This is a genomic window from Pedobacter nutrimenti, from assembly GCF_032678445.1.
GTDB lineage: Bacteria > Bacteroidota > Bacteroidia > Sphingobacteriales > Sphingobacteriaceae > Pedobacter > Pedobacter nutrimenti_A.
On the sequence record NZ_JAVTSQ010000012.1, the window covers coordinates 199,269 to 225,072 of the forward strand.

A 25,804-nucleotide genomic window follows, 5' to 3' on the forward strand; every position below is an offset into this window, starting at 1 on the left:
AGATGAAATTACCTGAATTCGCAGTAAAAAATTATCAGTTTACACTCATTGTCTTTATTGCCGTATTTGCACTTGGGCTGTATTCTCTATTCACCATGCCCAGAAGTGAGGATCCGGAAGTACATGCACCGCAATTTACTGTAGTAGTGGTTTATCCGGGAACAAGCCCGAAAGATATGGAGCAACTGGTGGTGGATCCGATGGAAAAGAAAATCCATGAACTGGACGATATTAAACATGTAACCACAAATATTAGTGATGGACTTGCTGTAATGCAGGTGATTTACAAATACAGCTCCAATACTGATGATAAATACCAGGAGGTGGTGAGAGAGATCAACAGTTTAAGGGGAAGTCTTCCATCTGATATCGCAGACATTCGGATAGAAAAGCAAACGCCTTCTGATGTCAGTATATACCAGTATGCATTGGTGAGTGAAAATGCTTCTAACACTACACTGAAAAAATATGCGAAAGACTTAAAAGAAAGACTTGAAAAAATAAAGGCCTTAAAAAAGGTTGCCTACGCAGGTGTTCCTGAGCAGCAGGTAAATGTGAGATTGAACCTGCAAAAAATCTCTCAGGAAAAATTAACCCAGAATCAGGTCGTAGCGGCTTTACAAAGCGAGAATGTCAATATACCCGGAGGCAGCATCAGTATTGGGAACAGTAAAATGAACATCAAAACCAGTGGAAACTTTGCCAATCTGGAAGAAGTAAAAAATACAGTGGTTTATTCTGCACAAGGGAAAGTTGTTTATCTCAAAGATATCGCCGATGTGACCTTGGGTTATGCGGATGAAACCCATATTACACGTTTAAATGGTTACAGATGTAGTTTTGTGAACGCCAGCTTAAAGGATAAGGAAAATATTATCGCAGTTCAGGATAAGGTAGCCCCGGTCATAGATGCTTTTAAAAAAGAATTGCCCGCCAATATAGATTTGGTTAAGGTGTTTGATCAGGCCAAGAGTGTGGACGTACGTCTTTCCCATTTTACCCGCGATTTTGCCATTGCTATTTTGCTGGTATTGATTACTTTGCTGCCTTTAGGCACCCGGGCCTCTGTGGTTGTGATGATCTCTATCCCGCTTTCTTTGGCTATAGGATTGACTTTAATGAATTTACTGGGCTACAATATTAACCAACTCAGCATTGTAGGGATGATCGTTGCGCTGGGTATCCTGGTGGATGATAGTATCGTGGTGGTTGAGAATATTGAACGTTATTTGCGAATGGGCTATGGTAAGCTGGAAGCTTCTGTTAAAGCAACTTCACAGATTGGTATTGCTGTAGTTGGATGTACTGTATTGCTGATCTTTGCTTTCTTGCCCATTGTGTTCCTTCCGGAAGGTGCGGGTGATTTTATAAGAAGTTTACCACTTTCTGTTATTACGACTATCCTGGCTTCTATGATAGTCTCTTTAACTGTGGTGCCATTTCTGGCGAGTATTATTCTTAAACCGCATGAAAGTGAGGAAGGAAATTTTCTGCTGAGGGCAATGAAAAAGGGAATTCATACTACCTATGGAACAGTATTAAATAAGGCGTTAAAACATCCGGCCATTACATTAACGATTATCGGAGGAATATTTATAGCTTCACTGGCTTTAGTGCCTGTAATTGGAAGTAGTTTATTTCCTAAATCGGAAAAACCAATGTTTCTGGTAGAGATCGAAACCCCTGAGGGTACAAACCTGGCGACGACCAATAAAGTAACCCGTTATGTGGAATCTGTATTAAAGAAAGTACCTGAAATCAGTTCTTTTGCCAGCAACGTTGGAAAGGGAAATCCAAGGATTTATTATAATGTTGGACAGCACAACGAGAGTGAGAACTATGCGGAAATCTTTATTCAGGTAGAAGGTTTGCAGACCAGGGAAAAGGTTGCGGTGATAGAGAAACTAAGGCAACAGCTCAAAGATTATCCAGGGGCTACAATCAAGGTTAAGGACTTTGAACAAGGGCCGCCTGTAGAAGCACCTTTGGCTTACCGCATCTATTCAGATGATTTGGCTGCTTTGCGCAAAACAGCTTTTGATGTGGCTGCCCTGATCAGCAAGGTTGATGGCACCATCTATGTGAACAATCCTTTATTGGTGAAACCAACTGATCTTAAAGTAACTATTAATAAGGAGAAGGCGGGAATACTTGGTGTTGCTTCTGCAGATATAGACAAAACAGTGAGGCTGGGGGCTGCAGGTTTAAATGTAGCCACTTACCGGGAGGATATAGGGAAGGCAGATAACTATAATGTGAATGTTTCTATTCCGAGAAATTCGGACATTCAGGATGTTAGTATATTTGACCGTTTGTATGTCCCATCTGCTTCGGGTCTGAACATACCTTTTAAAAATGTAGCGTCTGTTGGATTTGAAAGTTCACCTAATCAGATCAGACACTACGATAAAGACAGATATGTAACCATCTCTGCATTTGTAAAGCCAGGTTATAATGTACAGCAACTGGATCAGCAGATTACAGCGCAGTTAAACCAGTTTAAATTTCCTAAGGGTTTTTCTTTTAAAGTTGCGGGCGAGAAGGAAAGTAAAGAAGAGAGTTTTGGAAACCTGGGTATCATTCTTATTGTTACGGTATTTGGATTTTTAGGTGTACTGATTCTGGAGTTTAAAACGTTTAAAAGCATTCTGATTGTGCTCTCGGTAATCCCACTGGGGATTGTTGGCGGCTTGATTATGCTTTATTTTGCCGGAGAAACGCTGTCGTTTACAGCCACAATAGGCTTTATAGCCCTGGTAGGTATTGAGGTCAAAAATTCTTTGCTTGTTGTAGATTTTACCAATCAACTCAGGGCACAGGGACGAAGTATAGAAGATGCGATTGTAGAAGCAGGGGAGATCAGGTTTGTCCCTATTTTACTGACCTCTTTAACTGCAATTGGTGGGTTATTGCCTTTAGTGATTGAATATAGTGAATTGTATTCGCCACTTGCACTGGTGTTAATTGGTGGTTTGATCAGTTCTACCTTGCTGTCTCGCTTGGTTACACCGGTGATGTATAAGTTGTTGCCACCAGCAGTTGTATCTGAATAGATAAGAAAGCCCGTTGATATATACATCAGCGGGCTTCTTAATTAATTACAGGGTTTTGGACTCCTTATAAATTTTTGTTTGCGATATCCCACCAAAGTCTGGTACCGCCGTTATCGGCACCTCCGCCAAGTAAGGAAACTGCTTTTTGTACCTCTGCTGTATTCTTTTTGTATTCATCATCAGAAAATGGTAATCTTCTGATTTGGATATCAGTGTCAATAAGACCACCGCTTGCGTTGTTAACTACAGGGAATATTTTAGGATAACCTGTGCGTCTGAATTCTGACCATGCTTCCTGGCCATCTGGAAAGATTGCAATCCATTTTTGAGTAATGATTTTCTCGAGTTTTATTTGCTTAGAAGCCGCTTCATCCCATTTAACGGTTGTTTTACTTAATAATGGAGAACCAGCGGTCACATTATTGGCTGTTTTGTTTAATGGATCAGAGTAAGTCGCTTGCGTGCCAGTATTATTTGAAATATAAGCGTCAACACCATTAGCGCCATATTGTGCAAATGATAAACGAATGCCTTGCTCATAGAATGATTGTGCTGTACCTCCCATATTCCAACCTCTGAGGGCACCTTCTGCACGTAGAAATGAAACTTCAGCAGCACACATGTATTGTACAGGGCTGGATTCAGCTAAATTAACTGATGATAATTTCGTTTCATAACCCAAGCCTTTAGTTGGTGCGCCAGCTCTGACGCCTTTATAATCACCAGCTATATCTGCTGGAGACTGAAAATATTTTGTTAAACGGTCATCATTATATCCCTTTAGTATAGACTCTATTGAGGCATTCATACGGGAATTTTTGTAAGAAACATCAGCAATATATAATCCATTGGATGTTGTAATACCTTTGCCACCAATAACTAAGGCATTGTCTGCCTGCGTAGTCAAGAACGCTTCTTTACCATCAATTCTCAATGCTGCAGCCTCTTCTGCCTTTGTTTTAGCGAGAGAAGGGTCTATGTAAGCGATGCGAATAGCTAATCTTAATTTTAAAGAGTTTGCAAACTTGATCCATTGTTTATAATCGCCATTATATACCAAATCGAATTTGCTCAAAGCCTTATCATTTGGTACTTTCACGACATAGTCACTTAATAATTTAATGGCGTTATCTAAATCCTGAAAAAATGAGTTATACACGGTTTTCTGATCATCGTATGGTGTGGTTAACGCATTTGTACCGAATTTGCTATAAGGGATTGGGCCATAAATATCGGTAACCCTGTGCATACCTTCTACCTTTAGAATATCTCCAACCGCGCCTACTTGTGGAGCAGCAAACTGCTTCAGTTTTTTCCAGTTCCCCATAATCCCACTATATCCTACTTTAAAAGGCCAAAGGTTCCAACCTACATTTAAATTGTAATTTGCATTAAATTGGCCATCGAAACCAACCGGGCAAAAATATCCGGAAAATGCATCTGCATTTAAATTCTGTTGGATCTGATAAATATAATTCTGGTCCAGAAGATTATAAAAAACGTTAACCTGCATAGTCGGTATAAACGTGCCGGCACCCGTATTGTCTTTTAATAAATCAGCATCAGATAATGCATTTGGATTCGTATTGTACAGATCATAATCTTTTCTACAAGCGCTAAATAACGCTACAAGCATCACTGCAAAAATTGCACTACGCTTCGTGAGTTTATTTAAATATTTCATATCTCTTAATATTATAAAGTAACTTTTAAGCTAAAACCTATACTGCGGAGGCTGGGCGATGAAAAGTTTTCAAAGCCCTGGAACCCATTTCCGGTTAAGGTTATTACTTCAGGATCAAATGGAGCTTTATTATAAATCATCCATAGATTTCTTCCAATTACTGATAATTGAATGTTTTGAATTTTATTATTGAAGACCTTTGCAGGTATGCTGTAACCAAATGCTAATTCTCTCAGTCGGATATTGGTCGCACTGTAAACATACGTCGGTGATAATTGGCTTGAAATAGTTTGATAATAATCTTTTGTAATATCGTTATTATTATACTTCATGCCACCGTTGTCACGGCTTTGAGCTGTTCTTTGTGACATGCCATAATTATCCAGTTTCATTTCCGTATTAGACATTACATTACCTCCAAAACGGCCATCCAGCAAGAAGCTCAGGTTAAAGTTTTTATAATGCAGGTTATTCCCGAAACTCAACAGGTATTTAGGATTAACATTTCCAACAAATATTAGGTTGGTTTTGGAGAATACAGGTAAACCCTTATTGTCCAGAGCCAGGCTCCCGTTTGCATTACGCTCATAATCATATAATCCGATATCTCCATAAGAACCGCCTTGACGGATATAAGAATTGCCTCCCAGAAGGAAGTTTCCAACCTGGGCCGGTAATCCGGTAGATGGATCGATGTAATTTAATACAGAGATGATTTTGTTACGGTTAAAAGAAAAATTAATGGTTGGTGTCCACTTAAGATCGCCAAAATCTCCATTGTAACTTAATGAAGATTCTACGCCCTGGTTTCTAACTTGTCCACCGTTAAAATCATAAAAAGCGACTCCGGTAGAATTCGCTGGATTTAACCTGAAAAATTGATTAAATGTATTTGTTCTATAATAAGTTGCCATGAAGCTCAACTTATTTTGTATAAATTTCAAATCCATACCAACCTCAAAAGATTTTGTTTTTTCTGGTTTTAGGTCTGCACCTAATGAAGAACCTTTACTCAAACTTATCCCGCTGTTTGAGATTGGATAAGTTGCAGCAGCAGCAGCATAGGCATATTGATCGGGAATGGCATTACCCACCTGGGCGTAAGACACCCTTAATTTAGCAAATGAGATGGCTTCCGGTAATTTGACCATTTCACTAACTACGGCGCTCAAACCAACAGATGGATAAAAAAATGGTTTTGGCAAAGTTGAATTCCAGTCATTCCGGCCTGTTACATCTAAAAACAAGTAGTTACGATAACCTAAAGTTCCAGTAAAAAATACCGCTTTATTCTGATTTCTATAATCTGGGTTAGCTACATATCCGTATGGCACTGGATTAATGGAGAGTTGTGCCGGGTTGATATTATATAAACTGAAGAAATTAGGTATTTTATAAGTATCTAATGGTCCGCCTATACTGGTTGTTCTAATTTTGTTGTTTAAAATACTCGTACCAGCTGTGGCATTTAGACTAAATTGATCAAAGGTCTTATTGAAATTTAACAACAAATCTGCATAAGTCTGGCTATTAAGGTTATTTCGTTCCGTATAAGCACCATTCAAGCTGTTTTTTGCCAAGATAGGGATGGTGGTAGCATAGATTTTATCTGTACCAAAATCTGTTGTTCTATCTATTTTCATCCGGCCCTGTAAATTCAGATAGCTTGTGAAATTATACTTGGCAGTGACTGATCCTAAAATCCTGTTTCTTTGTGTTGCAAAGACATCTCTGTTTGCCGTCCAGTATGGATTTTGTAATGCGAGATCATTTACAAAGTAAGTAGATGGCCAGTTTTGTACATTGATATTCCTTGTTGGGTCAAATGTTTCGTAAGTTTTATATTGATTGAAATCGGCCGAGGCGCTCGGAAACAGGTATACAGCGGTCAGAGGATTAAAGTATATACCCTGTCCCGGCATATTCTGTAAGTTCTGGGAAGTGTATTCCACATTCGCGTCCAATTTTAGTTTATCATCAAAAAAAGAAGTTGTATTCCTATAGGCAAAATTGTACCTGTCTAGTTTGTTATTTGGTATAATCCCTTGTGCGTTAGTTGCCGCGGCAGAGAAATAACTTTGGTTTTTTTCTGTACCACCAGAAATGGAAATGGAATTTGTAAATGTTTTGCCTGTATTAAAGAAATCTTTAGGATTGTAGCTGCCCGGAGTAGAGGCTTTTGTTCCCCAACCACTAAAATCGCCTGTGTTCATTGCCCCATAAGTATTTTGAACTTTTGGCAAAATAAATGGTTTATCAAATGTTGCACTGGAATTAAAGTTAATGGATGGTCGACCGATCTTACCTTTTTTTGTGGTAATTAAAATTACTCCATTGGATGCTTGCCCACCATATAAAGCAGCAGCGGAAGCTCCGCTCAATACGCTGATCTCTTCAATGTCGTCCGGATTGAGGTTTGCAATACCATCACCTGAATCAGAAAGTTGGAAGCCATCAGATAGGGCAGAACCGGATAAACTTGGCAGGGGCACACCGTCAACTACATAAAGTGCATTGTTATTTCCTGCAATAGATTTGCTTCCACGGAGAACCGCTTTCGTTGATCCCCCTGGTGCTGATGAATGCGTTAAGGTTAAACCTGCAACTTTACCGGTTAGACTATTTACAAAACTCGGATCTTTGACATCATTTACGGTATTGCTACCTAACGTCTGGACGTTATAAGTTAAGGATTTTGTGGCTTTTTTAATACCTAATGCAGTTACTACCACCTCATTCAATACGTTATTGTCGTTCTCTAAAGTAACATTAAACGTTTTAGTAGTGCCCACTGTTAGTTCCTGGCTTTTGTAGCCAAGATAACTGAACACCAGCACGTCTCCTTGTTTCGCTGCCAGGGTAAACTGTCCGTTTGCATCGGTTTGTGTGCCGGTTTTGGTGCCTTTGACAATTACGGTAACACCGATGAGGGTGGTTCCGGTATTGTCCTTTACTGTTCCATGAACTGCATCTTGCTTAAATTCCTGAACAGGATTTGCTGCGATTCTGGCAGACTGGTGCATGAAGGTCTTCGCTGATGCCTCCGTATCTGTACCTGCAAAGGTACTTGCGGTAGCACAGAGCAGCAAAAAAGTACATTGTAATGTTTTTTTCATACTCGTAAGTTTATATTTGTTGATTAGTGACCAGAGGAATTGCTTAAAATCCTGCCGGTATAAAAGGATGAATCCCTTTTTGGAAGAAATTGCCTACAACAAATTTTATTTTTTTTTATCTGTGCCGGTTTATTTTCCAGAGATCTGATTTATAGATACTTGCTGTTTCAAACTAATCCTGGATAAATTCAAAATTTAATTCTTAATTTGCATCACTATAACCAGTTGATTTGAAACCCGATTTAACAGAGCTTTGGAAAAGATTTTGTTCAGATGACGATACAAAAGCATTTGAAAGTCTCTATTATGCCTTGTTTAACAAGCTGATCAAATTTTGCATTCATTATACTTCTCACCGGCAGGCTGCGGAAGAAATTGTTTCTGAGATCTTTGTAAAGTGCTGGAACAACAGAAAAAAGCTGATGGACATAGAATTTCCTGAGACCTATCTGTTTGTTGCTGTAAAAAACCAGTCGCTTAAATACAATAAAAAATACTCTAGTATACATTTGGTAGAAATAGAGGATTCTGGCAACATCCTACTGGTCGACACCGCTGACCCGCAGGAGATCATAGAAAGGAAGGAGATGCACCATCGTCTGGACCAGGCTATCGAAACCTTGCCTATGCAGGCCAAAATGGTGTTCAGGCTGATTAAGGAAAATGGATTGAGATATAAAGAAGTGGCCGAGATCTTGGAAATATCACCAAGAACAGTACAAACACAACTTTTTAGGGCTATAGCCAAATTGAGGCTTGCTTTACAATCCTATAAGCAGTCTCTCTTGAAGGACGACCCGGGAAATAAAATTTTAAGTATTGCGCTCGCTGTTTATCTAATTAATTATTTTTTTTAATGCTGTAGGCATTTTTTAACAGAAAAGGTATCTAACTAATTGTATACCCAACACCAATGACAGAAGAGCGATTCACGGAATTATTAGGAAAAAAATTGTCAGGAGAGATCAATGCGGAAGAATTAGCAGAATTCAGCAAGCTTATCTCTTTAAATGAAGCCTATAGAAAGGAATATGAGTCGCTTGTGATGTATTGGCAACAGGATGAAAAGCCCTATGACCGTATTGCTGATATTTTTGAGGAGATCAAAAGCAGAACAGATATTCCGGAAAGGGAGGCAAAAGCTCCTAAACAAGTAAGGAGAATGAAAAGCCGGTTTTCTCTGGTGCAAAAAATAGCTGCTGTATTATTTATTTTTATCGTTTCTGCCGGAACTTATAGAGTTTTCTCCGGTAGATTCCCGGATAAGGCTGAAATAGAATGGAAACAGCTTGAAACCCCCAGTCGTCTCCTTTCCAGCCTGGACCTTCCGGATGGCACAAAGGTAACGCTAAACTCCGAATCAGTTTTAAAATATCCCGTTGCATTTAAAGGAGATAACAGAGAGGTATATTTAACTGGTGAGGCGTATTTTGAGGTAACCAGTGACCATAAGCATCCATTTATTGTCCATACAGATAAAATGAACATCCGCGTTCTGGGCACGGCATTTAATGTGAAGTCCTATATGAGCGATCGTACAGAAGAAGCGACCCTGCTTAGAGGAAGTATTCAGGTTACCTTTCCAGACAATCCAAATGAAAAGGTGTTGTTAAAGCCGACAGATAAAATTGTACTTAAAGATTCTAATTATCATTTAGAGAAACAGAGTTATTATAACCAGCAGGATAGCCATATTATGGAAATACTCTGGATGACAAATAAACTTGCTTTCAGAAATGAAACCTTTGAGACCATTGCGAATCAACTCTCCAGAAAGTACGGGGTTAAAATTGTTTTTACCAATAATAGTCTCCGCGACCTTAAATTTACAGGTGAATTTGAAAAAGAAACCTTAAACCAGGCCCTTTTCTCCCTGCAGCTTGTTACGCCTTTCCGTTATAGGACAAAAGGTAACAATGTCTACCTTTATTAGGCTTTACATCTAGGGAAATTCATTTGTATTGCTGAACTTTACTCCTACCAAATTCACAATCTGTCAAATGAGGCTAATAACAGTATTGATTATCATTCTGCTGCTTTTTACAAATGCCCATGCCCAGACAAAAGTGAACCTGACTCTTCATACTAATAATTTTGAAAAGGTGATTAATGCGATCAAAAAGCAAACGACTTATCATTTCGTTTATAATCAAGGTCGTTTACCTAAAAAGGATATGAACATTCAGGTCAGAGATAAAGAAGTTTTGCCTCTGCTGGAAGAGTTAATGGAAAATACCGGATATACCTGTACCTTACTTCCCAACGCGCTGATTGTGATCAGTGCGGAACATGAGGAGGTGACTAAAAGCACCATTACAGGCCTCGTTCGTGATCAAAAAGGTAAACCCGTCCAGGATGCCTCTATAAGGATCAATCCTACCGGCTATGGAACTTCTTCAGATGTCAACGGCCGGTTCAGCATGAACCTGAACTTGAATGAAACCTTGACGATCTCCCATATTGGGTATCAGACCCAAAGTATATCGCTCGCTGAACATCAGACAGCACTTGTCCAGGTCGTTTTAAAAACAGATTCTAATCAACTGCATGAAGTTGTTGTGACGGCGTTAAATATTCCGAAAGAAGAAAAACGAATAGGCTATTCGGTAACCACCATAAAGGGTGAGGAGTTTACCCGGGCAAGGGAAAGCAATTTTGTACTTTCACTGGAAGGTAAAGTCGCGGGCCTGAATGTCAGTAGTGTAAACGGAGGGCCGGCATCTTCCTCCCGTTTATTATTAAGAGGGGCGGCAAGTATGAGCGCGGGGTCTCCTTTGTATGTTTTAAATGGGATTCCTATAGACAACACACAAAGAGGAAGTGCGACAGAATATGGGGGCGCAGATTATGGAGACGGGATTAGTAACCTAAATCCAGATGATATTCAGTTTGTTACCGTTTTGAAAGGTTCTGCTGCTTCGGCACTCTATGGAGCTAGAGCAGCAAATGGGGTAATTCTGGTGACCACTAAAACAGGAAGTATAAACACAAGCCCAGAATTGGAGTACAATATGAACCTTTCTTTTGACCGGGCTATCAATAATACAGGTTACCAATATGTTTACGGTCAGGGCGCACAGAACAGAAGACCTTCAGATATTGGAAGTGCCATCGCTTCAGGGCTATTGAGTTGGGGAGAGAAAATGGATGGAAAACCCGTTATCCAGTTTAACGGACAGCTCAATCCTTATTCTCCTGTAAAAGATAATATAGCCCAGTTTTACCGGACAGCACCCGCCTGGGTAAATACGGTTTCTGCCTCTGGGGGAACAGCAAAAGCTACCTTCAGGATTTCGGCATCTAATCTTGACCAAAGTTCAGTTATCAAAAACAGTAATCTGAACAGGAAAACTTTTAACCTGAATGCAGCCTATACCATCAATCCCCGATTAAATATCAATTTTAGCGGAAATTATATCTACGAAATGGGCAAGAACAGGTCCTACCTGAGTGATGGGCCCCTTAACCCAAATTATGGAATCCAGTTCCTCGCCACCAGTGCGAAGCAGTCAAATCTTGCACCGGGCTACAACCTGATGACAGGCGTGGAGACAGGGTGGAATAATGATGAGTATAAAACCAATCCATACTTTGTCATCAATAAACAGGTAGATGATACCAAAAGAAACCGTTTTATTTCTGCAACAACAGCGAAATACAATTTCTCAGATCATGTCTATGCTCAGGGAAGATTTGGATATGATGTGAGTAATGATCATTTGCTGAATGTACTCCCTACTGGCACCGCTTTTACGATCAACCAACAAGGAGCGCTTAACGCTTTAAATGAAGTGCAGACCTCTGAACTGAATGCGGATGTTTTGATGGTCGCAAAAAAAGACCTCAATGAGTACTGGGGCCTGGATGTTTCAGCAGGGGCCAATTTTAGAAAACGCAGAGCAGAAACACTGGGCTACGTAGGCTCACAGTTTGTAACGCCTTATTTATATATTCCTTCCAACCTGCAAAGTATAAATTCGACTTATACTGTCCTTGAACTGGCCACTGAATCGGCGTATTATACCATGGATCTTTCTTACCGCAAATATCTGAATTTCTCTGCCACTGGACGATATGATATTTATTCAACCCTGCCATCCAGTAACAGAGGGATATTTGTTCCTGGATTTTCCGGAAGTTTCGTGTTTTCAGAATTGCTGCGCCTGCCAGGTCTGAACTATGGAAAACTAAGAATGAGTTTTGCTAAAACAAGTGGTGAACCTGCACTGCCTTATGCAACCGAGACTTATTATTCTTCTAATACTTCTGTAAATGGAATACCATTGGGTAATTTTTCCAGGATACTGCCGAATTATAATCTTAAACCTTTTGTGTTGAATGAATTTGAAACAGGTATGAACCTGATCTTTTTTAACAGTCGTTTGGGTTTGGACCTGACCTATTTTCACCGGATTACCAATAATGAGATTACCAATGTTGAGCAGTCTGTGACTACAGGTTTCAATTCTTCCTATGTAAACCTTGGAAGGACCAGGAATACAGGAATTGAAATGTTGCTGTATGGTGTGCCAGTAAAAGGCAATGCATTCAAGTGGGATGTTTCCTTTAATGTGAGCCATGTTGACAATAAATTAATCTCTATTGACGGTTACAGTAATTATATTCTGACAGGAAAATACAGACCTTTAAATGCCAACACCGCACTGGTTGTCGGGCAGTCCATTACACAGATCATGGCATACGACTATAAAAGGGACCAGCATGGAAATATCCTTATTGACAATACCGGGATTCCTATGCGAGGTGAATTTAAACCTATGGGAGGAACTTTGCCTACCTATTACGGAGGGTTGAGTAATACTTTTTCTTATAAGAATTTCAGGCTTTCCGGGCTGGTTGATTTTAAATTTGGTAACAAAGTGCTTTCTGCCAGCGAAAATTATTCCTATGTATATGGATTGAATAAAGCGACTCTGGCGGGCAGGGAACAAGGAATTGTTGCCAAAGGTGTATTAGCCGATGGCTCTGTAAATACGATAAATGTGCCTGCCTATACCTATTATCCGCAATTGGCCAGTAACATATCGGCCTTGTCTGTATTAAATGGAAGTTTTATCAAATTAAGACAGCTTACTTTCGGATACACTTTTGTACCGCGTTTTACCAAAGCATTTAAATCGGTTTCTATAGATCTGGTTGGGCGTAATTTGTTGACATTTTTAAAGTATACGCATAATATTGACCCTGAGTCTCAATTTGCTTCAAGTCTCGCTTATGCGGGTATAGAGGGTGCTTCTTTACCCGCTGTCCGAACTTTTGGGATTAATATGAATTTTAAACTTAGATAAATGAGAAGGCGAAAATTATATTCACTGGCGCTGTTGGGATGTTTGTTCCTGGCTGCCTGTACAAAAAGCCAGCTGGACCAGATCAATACAGATCCCACCAAGTCTTCGGGTAATAATTATGATCCTAATTACCTGCTATCTACTGCACAATTTAACTATGCAAATATCGGCTACTATCAGCTGCTTTATGAAAGTACCATGATGCAGGTACTTGCTTCCACGTATAATTATTACAACAATGGAGATAAGTACATCAATGCCGCAAATTTCACCGATTATCAGGGTAAAATATTTGATCAGGGGTATACACAATCTTCAACCATCCGTCAGATGCAACGTCTTGCAAATCAGAAAGACGCAGGTGGCTATACAAATCTGATCAATATAGGGGATATTATGGTGGTGTTGATTATGCAAAGAGTTACCGATATGTATGGAGATGTGCCCTATAGCCAGGCGAATAAATCTGAGCTAGGAGTCAAGTATCCCGTGTACGATAGGCAAGAGGATATTTATAAAGCAATGCTATCAGACCTTGAAAATGCGATTAATAAACTGGATCCTGCAAAACCAAAGCCGACGGCTGATCTGATTTATAGAGGAGATATTAATAAATGGAAGAAATTTGGTTATTCTTTGATGCTTCGGCTGGCGATGCGTTTAACTAAAGTAGATCCGGAGATGGCACAGAAATGGGCAGAGAAAGCGAGTGCAGGGGGTACAATGGCCGATGTGACGGATAACGCTTTAGTGCAGACAGATGCTTCTAATTTCAATAGTCAGAATGGAACTTCCATCGCACTTCGTACGCTTTCAGATTATAGAGAAGTACGTTGGAGCAAAACATTTATAGATCAGTTAAAGAAAGACAAGGATCCCAGATTGGATGTCGTCAGTGAAGTGCCTCAACCTGGACTGGCCAACAGTGTGAATGAGAACTTGGCCGGAAATAAAGATACTTCGGTGCAGACGGGGCTTTCCAACGGTTACGATCTTCTTGGGGGAGCAACAGACATTCGTAACTCACCAGGCTATCCAGGTGCTTCGGGATCTGGATCTGATATTGCCCCGCTGGGTAAATATTCCCGGCCGGTTACCTCGGTTTATTTGAAACTGGGTGGTCCAAACTTTATAATGACTTACGGAGAAACAGAATTCTTACTCGCAGAAGCGAAACTTAGGGGCTGGAATATCAATGGTAGTACAGCAGACCATTATGTAAATGGAATCAACGCGGCCTTTCAGTCTATGGCACAATTAGACGTTCAGGCCACGATTGAGACTTCAAAGATCAATGCCTATCTGTCTAGCCACCCTTTAGATCAAAGTTCAAAAGAAAAAGCATTGGAGGCGATCAATACTCAGTATTGGCTCATTACGGGCTCTACCTTTAATTTTATAGAAAACTGGTTGAACTGGAAGAGATCAGGTTATCCGGTACTTATACCGGTAAACTATCCGGGCAATGTTACAGGAGGAACAATTCCAAGAAGAATGATTTATCTCTCCACGGAGATCCTGAACAATACGGTGAACTACCAGGCTGCCGTAGCCAGGCTCCAGGGAGGAGATGTATTAACTGGTAGAGTATGGTGGGATCAATAATTTAGGTTGTCGTTTTTCTGAGACTGAATTTTATAGTTGTACCATAACCTGGTTCACTTTCAATCCAGATCTTTCCATTATTATTTTCAATGAACTCTTTACAAAAGATAAGGCCTAGTCCGGTTCCTTTTTCATCTGTAGTTCCATTTGTAGAATAACGTTTGCCGAGATCAAAAAGCAGAGGTAAAACATCAGGTTCAATGCCTGTCCCATGGTCTTTAATACGGATCAGAACAGTATCAGTATCTTGGTGCTCCACCTGGAAAATAATCTGCTGGCCAATGTAACTGAACTTAATCGCATTACTGGTTAGATTTCTGATCACAAAGGCAATTTGCTCTGCGTCCGCGATAACATAAGTAGGGTCAGGTACTTCATTTACAAATGAAATTTTCTTATGCTGGGCAGGGTACTGGTAAAATATCATTACCTGTTCTATCATTGGGAAGAGATTAATTTCTTCCGCATTTGTTTCTTTATGCTGTACACTTTGTTTTCCGGAAGCCCAGTGCAGCAAATTCTCTAAAGTAGTAACGGATACATCGATGCTCGAATGCAATTGCTTAAAAAATGTTTTACGGTCATCAGCGGGCAAAATATCATCTTCCAGGAGTTGTAACATGTTTTTTGTACTGATTAAAGGCGAACGCATATCGTGGCCAATAATGGAAAAGACTTGATCTTTAAATTGTATAGCATCAAGAAGCACTGCTTTTTGTTTTTCAATAAGCTGTTGAGAACGTTGTGCTTTCCTGACCATATTAAGGCAAATCATAGATACAATTATATAAGGCATACAGATGTTGAAAGCATAGATATACTCGGTGGCAGCAGGCAAGGGAAAGAATGGTGCATTATATTTCTGGTGTAGCTTAATGAAAATAAAAACGCCTATTACAGCGGCGATTCGGAAGTACCTGTAATTTCCGCTCGAGTAATAAATAGCAATGCTTACAATAGTGATGATCAGATAATTTTGTTCTCCTAGTTCAGTGCCGAAGCCAATAGAGGTTTCTATAATCCAAAGGGTCATTGTTACGGATATAAAATAAACAGACCATTTTATTTGCTGGCAATAATTGAGCAAAAAACCAGTCAAAAATATAACTGTGAGTAGCAACATATTCACTAAATAAGGAAATGAGTCTCTGCCTATATAGGAAAAAACTAAACCTACAAAAGCACAAATCAGGCAAATTTGATTGTGAGATCTGATCTTAGCTTCTTGTATAAAGCCGGCTTCAGGCGGTAAACCCGTATTAAAGAGGTTATTTAAAATATTTTTCACTTAATTGAATAGGGATGTATAATTAACGAAAAAGAAGACAAGAAGATTTCATTTAAGTAAACAAGATGTTGCATTTTAGGAAGCCTAATTTACCATCTTCTTTTTAAAGTACCTAACGTATTGTGAAATATCTGTCTGTTTTTGAGATGTATAGCTACTATTTGGTGCTGGTTTCTAAAGGAATTGTAAACCAAAATGTACTTCCTCTACCTAATTCACTTTCTACACCGATTTCTCCTTCATGTCTTTTAATGATTTCAGCGCTAATGTATAGCCCTAAACCCAGGCCAGAAACCTGGAATCCGGAAGAATCGGCACGGTAATACCGGTCAAAAAGATGCGGAAGTTTTCCCGGAGGCACACCTGGACCATTATCTTTAACACCGATCCATACGGTGTTTTCCATTTTTCGTACGATCAGATAGATGTCTTTAGAATCTGGAGCATATTTAATGGCGTTATTAACGAAATTGACCACCACCTGATCAATACGTTGTTCGTCAGCGAAGACATTTAGATGTAAGTCTCCTTCAAAAATAAGCTCATGTTTTCCTGCTGCCCGGACATGGCTGCAGCAATTTTTCAACAGATCAGCGATATTGAAACTGGATTTGTTTAATTGGATTTGGCCCTCACTCATACGGCTTACGTTCAGCAGATCTTCTACAAGTTCACTAATTTTAACCATGCTCTTGCTGGATTGTTCAATTAGTTTTGGAATCAGCGGTGTATCTGGTTTGTCCTTAAACCTTTCCAGGAGTTGTAAAGATGCTTTTAAACTGGTAATAGGCGTTTTCAGTTCATGACTGGCAATGGAAATAAAATCATCTTTTTGCTGCTGCAGACTTTTAAACTCCGTAATGTCCAAAATGGTTCCAAGTACCCGTAGAGGTCTATGTTCTGTATCATGATAAACTTTCCCATACACCCTGATCCAGTGGATTGACCCATCTTTATGGATCAATCGGGTATCGTATAATATTTTTCCACTAATATAACCGCTCTCTCTGGCTTGTTTTACACATTCCCTGTCATCAGGATGAATAGTGGATAGTATATCTTTTCTTTGAATTGGATGATCGAAACCAAAAATCATGTCAAAACGATCAGAAGTAACCATTTCATCAGTGAGCAGATCATGGTCAAAGGTACCGATCTCGGCAGCCTCTACTGCCAGGCGTATCCGTTCTTCTACATCTGCAATGTTCCGTCGGGCAATGACTTTGTCTGAAATTTCAATAGCAAGAACCATGATTGTGGTTACTTTTCCATCAGTATCCTTTACTGGCTCGTAAACAAAATCTACAAAAACGGTTTCAGGAACACCATTTCGGATGAGGATCAATTCGTGTTCCTTCGCATTGAAAGGCATTCCGCTGTTGATCACCTCATTCATGATCGGAGCATAATTGCCAGCCGCCTCAGGAACTGCCTGCCAGATCGTTCTGTTTTCCATATCTGATCGTTTTCTACCCACGAGTTCCAGATAGGTATCGTTCACTTCCTGTATCACCAGATCTTTTGCCCGGATAATACAGATGCCAACAGGAGCCTGACTGATCAGACTTCTAAAACGGGCTTCACTCTCAGCCAGTTGTTCCATATTTAAGTGCAAGCTGTCTTGTGAAGCAATTAATTCTTCATTGGCGGCTGCCAGTTCTTCATTTATAGCGGTAAGTTCTTCATTAAGTGCTTGCTGGTCCTGCTCACTTCTTTCGAGGCGTTTTCTTGCTTCCACCACTTCTGTAATATCTGTTACCGTAGCCAGAATGGCTTCTACTCTGCCTTCTGTATCAAAAAGAGGGTCGTAGGAGAATTCTACATATAAATGTTTATTACCATCCGGATAAACGATATCAACTTCAATTTCCGGCATAGAAATGGATTTACCGGTAATAAAGACATCTTGTAGCAGTTTTGGAAAAGGCTGGCCAACGAGTTCAGGAAATGCATTGATCAGTTTCATATTAATCACTTCACTGGCTGGTCGGTTCCAGATATCCAGGATATGTTGATTGGCAATTTCAATGATAAGATCTTTTCCCCGCAACACGGTCATACCAATAGGCGTGGTCATGACCATACTGTGAAGGCGTTGCTGGCTGGCTAGTAATTCTTTGGTGCGAAAATTAACAATGTCTTCCAGTTGGTTGTTTAAAGAGGCCAGACTTTCCTGAGTTTGCATGAGCTGGTCATTGGTAGCCGAAAGCTCTTCGTTTGAGGCAGCGAGTTCTTCATTGGCAGAGGCCAGTTCTTCATTCAGTTCCTGTTCATCCCTTAGCGCTTGAGTTGTAATGGTTTTGTTAATGAGTCTTTCTGCAGTCAGTATTTCATCTATATCTATGCAAGACCCAATATACCCTGCAAATTCTCCATTGGTATCATAGCGGGGAACTCCGGTATCTACCAACCAGCGGTACATACCATCATATCTTCTTAAACGATATTCCATTTTAAATTCTTTCCTGGAGTCAAAAGAAGAGGAATAAATGTCCATGCACCGCTGCAAGTCTTCCGGATGCACACCTTGCGCCCATCCATTGCCATATTCCTGGTCCATAGTACGGCCAGTAAACCTGAGCCATCCAGCATTAAAAAAGTAACACAATTTGTCTGTACCAGAAATCCAGATCAGCACTGGCGCACTGTCGGCCATCATCTTAAATTGTTCTTCTACAGGAATTATTGGTTGGTTCGCATCCATCTCACAGTTATAAAGCAATACGCATTAAACAAAAATAAAAAACATGGATATATTTCTTCGTTTATTCAAGCCAATAAACGTGTCCTGCAGAATAATTCCCATGCTCAATAAAATAAAATCAAGGTTTCCGATTTTTGGAAACGCATAATTACAAATTTTTTGTTTATTATTTTTATAAATATATGTTAACAAAACAATTCCTATATCTTGAAGGCAACGTGTAACCGATAGCCAATCGTGGCACATAAAAAAATAAAATTTGCAAATATAAATATGGGTCGTATATTTGTACCCGAGAGCGTTAATTTAAGGGGGGAGTAGTCTTTATGATTATTCTCCCTTTCTTTTTTTTAGGCAGTCGTTCCTGAAATTTTTCAAATCTAAAAACTTATTTGACTCCTGTAATGTTAGGTGTATAATTTACCTATCTGTTATGAGCATAGGGGGTTATCATGGGGATGTTAACCCCTTTTTATTTTAAAAACCTTTTGAAATTTGATGGGTTAATAGCACATGAGTTTATCTGAAAGAATTATCGAATCAAATAAAGGACTCCTGGGTGAAATGGTTCAGTTAAAATACCAGGCCATGTCTGAAAGTGCGTTCCGGTTTTTTAGAGGTACTTGCGACTTGTTTTACCAAGATCTGTCAACATGGAAAGAACTTCCAAAATCACCTTTGGGCTGGATCTGCGGTGATCTTCATGTGGAGAATTTTGGGAGTTATAAATCTGATGAAGGGCAGGTCTACTTTGATCTTAATGATTTTGATGAGGCCATTCTTGCTCCGGTTGCCTTAGAATTGGTACGGATGATCACCAGTATTTTTTTATGTTTTGACTTCCTGGAACTGGAAGAGGTAAAGGCTGTAAATATGGTACAGGTATTTCTAAAAAACTACTCGGCAGTTCTGGTCGCTGGCAAAGCGCTGGCTATTGAGCCCAGGATTGCAAAAGGCATTATTAAAACTTTTCTGGATGCAGTTTGTAAACGAAAACAAACCAGGTTATTGGACAAAAGAACAGAGGTGAAAAAAAGCAAAGTAGTACTTTCTTTAGAAGATGAAAGACATTTTGAACTGGAAAAAGACTTAAAAGACGATCTTACAGTACACTTGACCGATTGGCTGAAGAACCACGATAAAAGCCCTTACAATTTCAAAGTAAAAGATGTGGTCTTTCGATTGGCCGGTACCGGAAGTGTTGGTACAAAACGCTATATGTTTTTATTGGAGAGCCTGCAGAAAAAGGGTAAATACCTGATTGTGGATATGAAGCAGTCTCAGCCCTCTGCCTTGCATCCATTTGTGAAAACGAAACAACCTGCATGGTCCTGCGAAGCTGAGCGGGTGGTTTTTGCACAGGAGCTTTCTCAGCATATGCCCTGTGCCTTATTGAGCTATACGATTTTTAAAGGCGATTCTTATGTAATGAAAGAAATGCAGCCTACTGAAGATAAAATCAAATTCCGTCTCATTCAGGATCAGTATAGAGACATATACCAGGTGATCGATGATATGGCCTTGCTTACTGCATCTGCCCATATCCGGAGTTCGGGCAGGAGTGGATCAGCTATTGCAGATGAACTGATTGAATTTGGACAAGGTACAGACTGGCAACCATCTTTGATAGACTATGCTCAGGAGTATTTTAAAAAGGTAAAGAAAGACTATAAAATCTTTAAAGAAGGTTTTGAATCGGGGCTGTATGAACACAAAACTTCAAAAAAAGCATCATAAATAAATAACCAATTTGATAATTAATATATGAAAACGATGAAATTTTTAAGCTTAATTATTACAGGAGTTTGCATTTTGCAAGCATGCCATAATTCAGAAAAAGAAAAACAATCTGGAACGATGTCTTCAGACTCTTCCATTACTGTGTCTGCCAACGGGAAACAAACAAGGCTCAGTAAAGAAGAAACTACTTTTATAGAACAGGCAGCTGTTGGAGGAATGATGGATATTGAAGCGGGTAATAATGCCCTCCAAAAATCAAAGAATCCAAAGATTAAAGAACTGGCTCAGATGATTATAAATGACCATACCAAAGCCAATCAGGAATTGGATTCCATTGCCAGGAATAAAGGGTTAAAACTTCCATCTGCTTATCCGGTAGAAGAACAAAAACAAATTAGTGCCCTGAAAGAACTAAATGCCGCTTCATTTGATCACAACTATTTGGGGATGATGGTTAAAGATCATATTTTGACCCTGGAGAAATTTAGGCTGGCCGCCAAATATGAAGATCCGGATATCAAAGCATTTGCACTTAAAACCATACCTGTTCTGGAAAACCATTTTGCTAGGGCAAATGCACTGGATTCCTTATACATCAAACAAAAAATGAACAACGGGGATGATATATTAAATATCGATAAATCATCAAAAAAACCTCATTAGTAAAAACTACGAATGGTACACAATATCATCTATCCGCTGCTCCATTTTCGGGTCTTCAGGAAACCTTGTTAGGTAGAACTCTTCGTAATATGCTTTAATAATCGCCGCCATGGGCGTTGCCAGCAATACCCCTAATAGTCCAAAGGCAGCTCCCATGGCCAGTAAAAGAAACAACAGAGATACAGGATGAATATTCATCGTTTTAGACCTTAATTTTGGCATTAAAAAATCTGAGACCAGTTCATTCATCAATAAAAAGAAAACCAGACACCAAAACGCTGTGCCGGGGCTTACCGATAATGCAACAAGAGTGGGGGGAATGGCCATAATATAAAACCCGATTTTAGGTATAAGCTCTGAAAAAAAAGCAAGTGCAGCCCAAACAAGAGCTCCAGGTACATTTAAGAAACTTAAAACAGCAAAAACCAGTACAGCCTGAACCATTCCTCCGATAAGATTAGATTTCATCCAGCCGCCTAACATAATAGAGGTGTGTTGCAATGCCCTTTGAGCCTTTGCGCGTTTCTCTGGCTGAAAAATAGAAAGGTACATTTCAATCACTGGCTTCGGGTTGCCGACAAAGAAGATAATCATTGATATAAACACTATAAATACAAAAACACCACCAATTACACTGAAAGAAAAGCTTCCAAGACCAATAATCGTTTTTCCCAAAGAAGGGATCGTTCCGGAAACAGCACTGCCATCTCCCTGAAGTTCCTTGTTAAGTTCCGGGTATTTTTTTAATAAATGATTGAACTCATTTGATATGCTGTTCAAATAATCAGGCAGATTTCCTACAAGGGTGTCGATTTGTTCTCCAATATGGGGTACCACCAATATACCCAACAGTGCGGTTACAAAAAAAATGCTACCTAAAACGATCAGACAGGCAAGCCACCTTTTCATACCTTTTTTTTCTAACTTTCCGACGGGCTGGTTAATGATCAGACCCAGAACTATAGCAAAGAGAAATAAAATAACGATACTGATAACTTTATACAGGAACCATAGTAAAACAACCAGTCCAAAAGTATATAAAATGATAGAAGTAATTAATCTGAAGATTTCTGGTCGGGGTTTCTGATTCATAACATTAAGAACAGCCTGTGTGTAGATTGGTTTTGAAAATGATTAAAGAGAAAGGAAATAATAATAATAAGCTAAATACTTTATGTTTTTTGTGTGCCAAAAATTGAGAATATGCCTATATTCAGTCTCAAATTGAAGGAAAGTATAAACCAACCTTCCTGTACCATGGAAGATATAAAGGAATTAAAAGAGAAACTCGCCAGCTATCAGAAGGAGAACAGCGAACTTGTGCGTAGAGTGCTTGAACTTGAAAAAACAGAGAGCAGATTAAAAAAATCTGCCCGGTCTATGGAGGAAAAAAGTGCAACTCTTTCTGCTATTGTGAAATCAAGCGATGATGCTATTGTTAGTAAAACTTTAGAAGGAATTATAACAAGCTGGAACAGCTCAGCTGAGCGTATCTTTGGGTATCACGAGTCGGAAATGATAGGGCAACCTATCCTTAAAATAATTCCAGAGGACCGGCAGGACGAAGAAATTGAAATTCTTTCCAAATTAAGACAAGGTATAAGAGTAGAGCATTTTGAAACCAAGAGGCTTACAAAAAACGGAAAACTATTGGATGTTTCCCTTACTATATCGCCAATAAGGGATACATCAGGTGTGATCATCGGGCTGTCAAAAATAGCAAGAGATATTACGGAGAAGAAACTTGAAGAACAGCGGAAACATAACTTTGTTGCTATGGTGAGCCATGAATTAAAAACACCTCTTACCGCCATAACGGCCTATATACAGATCTTGCTTCAAATATCGAAAAAAGACAGCAACCCGTTTTATGCAACAACACTCACAAGAGCTGAAACCCAGGCAAAAAAGATGATCACCATGATCCAGGATTTTTTAAGTCTGGCCAGGCTTGAAGAGGGGAAAATTCAAATTAACAAACAAAAATTTGAGCTGCATCCCCTGATAATTGATCTTGCTGGGGACGCGCAGTTCTTAACCAAGAAACACGTTATTGATCTGATCAGTTGTGATAACATCTGGATCTATGGAGACCCGGAAAAACTTGGGCATGTCATCATTAACCTTTTAAACAATGCTATTAAATATTCACCGGAAGGCGGAACAATAACCATTCATTGTGATAAGGAAGGCGATCGCATCAAGATTTCTATTCAGGACGAAGGAGTGGGCATCAATCTTGCGGATCAGAAAAGACTATTTGAACGATTTTATAGAGTGAATAGCGATAAAATAAAAACAGTATCCGGATTTGGTATTGGTCTTTATCTGGCTTCTGAAATATTGCGTTTTCACGATAGTAAAATTGAAGTTAAAAGTCAGGAAGGAATGGGTTCAACGTTTTGGTTCAGTCTAAATATACATCAATAAATAAAATTACGGCTAAACAAAAAAGCTTAGCCGTAATTGTAATCTACTAAATCGATCAGGCGGGAACCTTATCTTTTTTCTCCCTTTGCCAGAACCGGTGCTGGGCAATCGCTTTAACAAAAGCATCAGGTGCAGAGTCTATCAATATGCCTGCTTTTGCATCTGCATTGCCATTTTTTATTTTAGCACCTACATAACTTTGATTGATCAGTTCAGCACCTTTGCCTGTCGCAGCTATGGCTTTGCAGTGCCTATAAGCCTCATTAATAAAATGAACAGCATCAGGTTCAGCCAACAAGGCTTGAATACTTTTATCTCCTCCGGGTACATACACTGCATCAAATACCACTGATGTACCTGTTAAGAAGCTCATGTCAATTTTGATCTCTTTGCCTTTTGCATCTTTAAGCGTTCCATTTTTAGGTGCAACAACTTTAACCACAGCGCCACCAGCGAGAAGGGCCTTTTTCATATTTCCAAAATCAGCCGCATCAACGCCGTCAGCAGCCAGGAAAGCAATTTGTCTAGTCTTAATACTGTCTTTTGGCGTATTGGCCATACTAAGGGCAGGAGATTTTTCAATTTCTGATTTTACTTTGAGTGGCCGGTAATCTGCCGGATTGGCGTCTGCTCCAAGGACATGGTTAACAGGGTCCTCAGGTTTCCCAGCTTTTAAACCCAAACTCTCCGCTACAGTGTTAGCAAGAAGTACACTGATTTGAGTAAGCAGGTTAACCATTCTTTGCCTAACCTCAACAGTCTCTACTTTACCCAATTCAAACTTTAAGGCATCCGCAATATGATTTTGCTCTGGCTCAGACTGGCTGTTAAAGAACAAGGTGGCCTGACTGAAGAAATCCATAAAGCTTTTACTCCGTGCCCTGACTTTATGTGCATCAACACGTTCTTCGTAGGAAGAGAATCCACCCTCGGCAATTGTTGCTTGGGCAGGGCTTCCGCCAGCTATGGAATTTGGATGGTAACTGCTCTTTCCGACATTGATTTGCTGGCGCATATGTCCGTCACGCTGATTATTATGGACCGTATTTATTGAACGGTTAATAGGGATTTCATGAAAATTAGGACTGCCCAAACGGGACAATTGTGTATCCGTATAAGAGAATAAACGACCTTGGAGCAAAGGATCATTGGTGAAATCTATACCCGGAACCAGATGACCGGGATGAAAAGCAACCTGCTCTACTTCTGCAAAGAAATTATCCGGATTGCGGTCTAGTACCATTTTACCAATTCTCTGGACAGGTACCAATTCTTCCGGGATCAATTTAGTCGGGTCCAGCAAATCGAAGCCGAACTTATGCTCATCTTCCTGTGCGACAATCTGTACGCCGAATTCCCATTCCGGGAATGCGCCGCTTTCTATGGCGTCATGTAAATCCCTTCGGTGAAAATCAGGATCTTTTCCAGATATTTTTAATGCCTCATCCCAGGCAACAGCATGCATTCCAAGAAGCGGCTTCCAGTGGAATTTGACAAAGCTGGATTTTCCTTCGGCATTAATAAATCTAAATGTATGGACACCAAAACCTTCCATCATGCGAAGACTTCTCGGAATTGCCCGGTCTGACATGGCCCACATGATCATATGCATAGATTCAGGCGTTAATGAAATAAAATCCCAAAATGAATCGTGTGCTGTTGCTGCCTGAGGTATTTCATTATCAGGTTCGGGTTTAGCGGCGTGGATCAGATCTGGAAATTTAATGGCATCCTGGATAAAGAATACCGGCATGTTATTCCCAACCAGATCATAATTACCTTCCTGCGTATAAAACTTAACAGAAAACCCACGTACATCTCTTGCCAGATCAGTAGAACCTCTGAATCCTGCAACCGTAGAAAAGCGTACAAAAACAGGCGTCTTTAAAGAAGGGTCTTGCAGAAAACCCGCCTTGGTATATTTGGCCATAGACTCATAAACCTGGAAATAACCATGAGCACCTGAACCCCGGGCGTGCACAATTCGCTCGGGAATTCTTTCGTGGTCAAAATGGGTTATTTTTTCCCTCAGGATAAAATCTTCCAGTAAAGATGGGCCCCGTTCTCCAGCCTTCAGTGAATTCGTGTCATCATTAATTTTAAGACCCTGATCTGTGGTCATCAATTCACCCTGATCGGAAACGGTATCCGGCGTAAGATCTTTCTGTTTTAAATTGACTGCGTTTTCAGCATTCGGTTTTTTCTTTTCCAT

14 protein-coding genes are annotated in these 25,804 nt (G+C 39.8%); 8 read left to right on the forward strand and 6 right to left on the reverse strand.

Annotated elements, in window-relative coordinates; genetic code table 11:
• Nucleotides 1-2: 2 nt before the first annotated feature.
• The gene (locus R2S08_RS22235) at nucleotides 3-3,053 is read left to right on the forward strand and encodes an efflux RND transporter permease subunit (RefSeq protein ID WP_133784278.1); all 3,051 of its coding nucleotides are present in this window, start codon (nucleotides 3-5) and stop codon (nucleotides 3,051-3,053) included.
• A gap of 64 nt (nucleotides 3,054-3,117) precedes the next feature.
• Here R2S08_RS22235 and R2S08_RS22240 read toward each other — a convergent pair whose 3' ends face one another.
• Both R2S08_RS22240 and R2S08_RS22245 read right to left on the reverse strand, forming a co-directional pair.
• On the reverse strand, nucleotides 3,118-4,737 hold the full coding sequence (locus R2S08_RS22240; RefSeq protein ID WP_316837202.1) for a RagB/SusD family nutrient uptake outer membrane protein: 1,620 nt from the start codon (nucleotides 4,735-4,737) through the stop codon (nucleotides 3,118-3,120).
• An 11-nt stretch (nucleotides 4,738-4,748) separates the two neighbouring features.
• Nucleotides 4,749-7,853 (reverse strand): SusC/RagA family TonB-linked outer membrane protein, encoded by a 3,105-nt coding sequence (locus R2S08_RS22245; protein ID WP_316837203.1) that lies wholly within the window; start codon nucleotides 7,851-7,853, stop codon nucleotides 4,749-4,751.
• A gap of 230 nt (nucleotides 7,854-8,083) precedes the next feature.
• On the opposite strand from R2S08_RS22245, the gene R2S08_RS22250 reads away from it, so the two are divergent.
• The 4 genes from R2S08_RS22250 to R2S08_RS22265 all read left to right on the forward strand — a co-directional run bounded on the left by R2S08_RS22250 (nucleotide 8,084) and on the right by R2S08_RS22265 (nucleotide 14,767).
• A complete protein-coding gene (locus tag R2S08_RS22250; RefSeq protein WP_133784283.1) occupies nucleotides 8,084-8,710 on the forward strand; it encodes an RNA polymerase sigma factor in 627 nt (208 codons plus the stop codon).
• A gap of 56 nt (nucleotides 8,711-8,766) precedes the next feature.
• Nucleotides 8,767-9,786: a FecR family protein gene (locus R2S08_RS22255; RefSeq protein WP_316837204.1), complete on the forward strand. Its 1,020-nt coding sequence runs from the start codon at nucleotides 8,767-8,769 to the stop codon at nucleotides 9,784-9,786.
• 67 nt (nucleotides 9,787-9,853) lie between these two features.
• Nucleotides 9,854-13,162, forward strand: a complete 3,309-nt coding sequence (locus R2S08_RS22260) for a SusC/RagA family TonB-linked outer membrane protein (RefSeq protein WP_316837205.1) — start codon at nucleotides 9,854-9,856, stop codon at nucleotides 13,160-13,162.
• On the forward strand, nucleotides 13,163-14,767 hold the full coding sequence (locus R2S08_RS22265; protein WP_316837206.1) for a SusD/RagB family nutrient-binding outer membrane lipoprotein: 1,605 nt from the start codon (nucleotides 13,163-13,165) through the stop codon (nucleotides 14,765-14,767).
• 1 nt (nucleotide 14,768) lies between these two features.
• On the opposite strand, the gene R2S08_RS22270 is transcribed toward R2S08_RS22265, so the two are convergent.
• Both R2S08_RS22270 and R2S08_RS22275 read right to left on the reverse strand, forming a co-directional pair.
• On the reverse strand, nucleotides 14,769-15,800 hold the full coding sequence (locus tag R2S08_RS22270; protein WP_166644142.1) for a sensor histidine kinase: 1,032 nt from the start codon (nucleotides 15,798-15,800) through the stop codon (nucleotides 14,769-14,771).
• A gap of 412 nt (nucleotides 15,801-16,212) precedes the next feature.
• Complete coding sequence (locus R2S08_RS22275; protein ID WP_316837207.1) at nucleotides 16,213-18,759, reverse strand: PAS domain S-box protein; 2,547 nt, start codon at nucleotides 18,757-18,759, stop codon at nucleotides 16,213-16,215.
• A gap of 513 nt (nucleotides 18,760-19,272) precedes the next feature.
• On the opposite strand from R2S08_RS22275, the gene R2S08_RS22280 reads away from it, so the two are divergent.
• Together R2S08_RS22280 and R2S08_RS22285 are read left to right on the forward strand one after the other, a co-directional pair.
• Nucleotides 19,273-20,496, forward strand: a complete 1,224-nt coding sequence (locus tag R2S08_RS22280) for a DUF2252 domain-containing protein (RefSeq protein ID WP_316837208.1) — start codon at nucleotides 19,273-19,275, stop codon at nucleotides 20,494-20,496.
• A gap of 27 nt (nucleotides 20,497-20,523) precedes the next feature.
• Nucleotides 20,524-21,162 (forward strand): DUF4142 domain-containing protein, encoded by a 639-nt coding sequence (locus tag R2S08_RS22285; RefSeq protein ID WP_316837209.1) that lies wholly within the window; start codon nucleotides 20,524-20,526, stop codon nucleotides 21,160-21,162.
• A 6-nt stretch (nucleotides 21,163-21,168) separates the two neighbouring features.
• On the opposite strand, the gene R2S08_RS22290 is transcribed toward R2S08_RS22285, so the two are convergent.
• Complete coding sequence (locus R2S08_RS22290) at nucleotides 21,169-22,254, reverse strand: AI-2E family transporter (RefSeq protein WP_316837210.1); 1,086 nt, start codon at nucleotides 22,252-22,254, stop codon at nucleotides 21,169-21,171.
• 111 nt (nucleotides 22,255-22,365) lie between these two features.
• On the opposite strand from R2S08_RS22290, the gene R2S08_RS22295 reads away from it, so the two are divergent.
• Nucleotides 22,366-23,592: a PAS domain S-box protein gene (locus R2S08_RS22295; protein ID WP_316837211.1), complete on the forward strand. Its 1,227-nt coding sequence runs from the start codon at nucleotides 22,366-22,368 to the stop codon at nucleotides 23,590-23,592.
• 55 nt (nucleotides 23,593-23,647) lie between these two features.
• On the opposite strand, the gene R2S08_RS22300 is transcribed toward R2S08_RS22295, so the two are convergent.
• A complete protein-coding gene (locus R2S08_RS22300; RefSeq protein WP_316837212.1) occupies nucleotides 23,648-25,804 on the reverse strand; it encodes a catalase in 2,157 nt (718 codons plus the stop codon).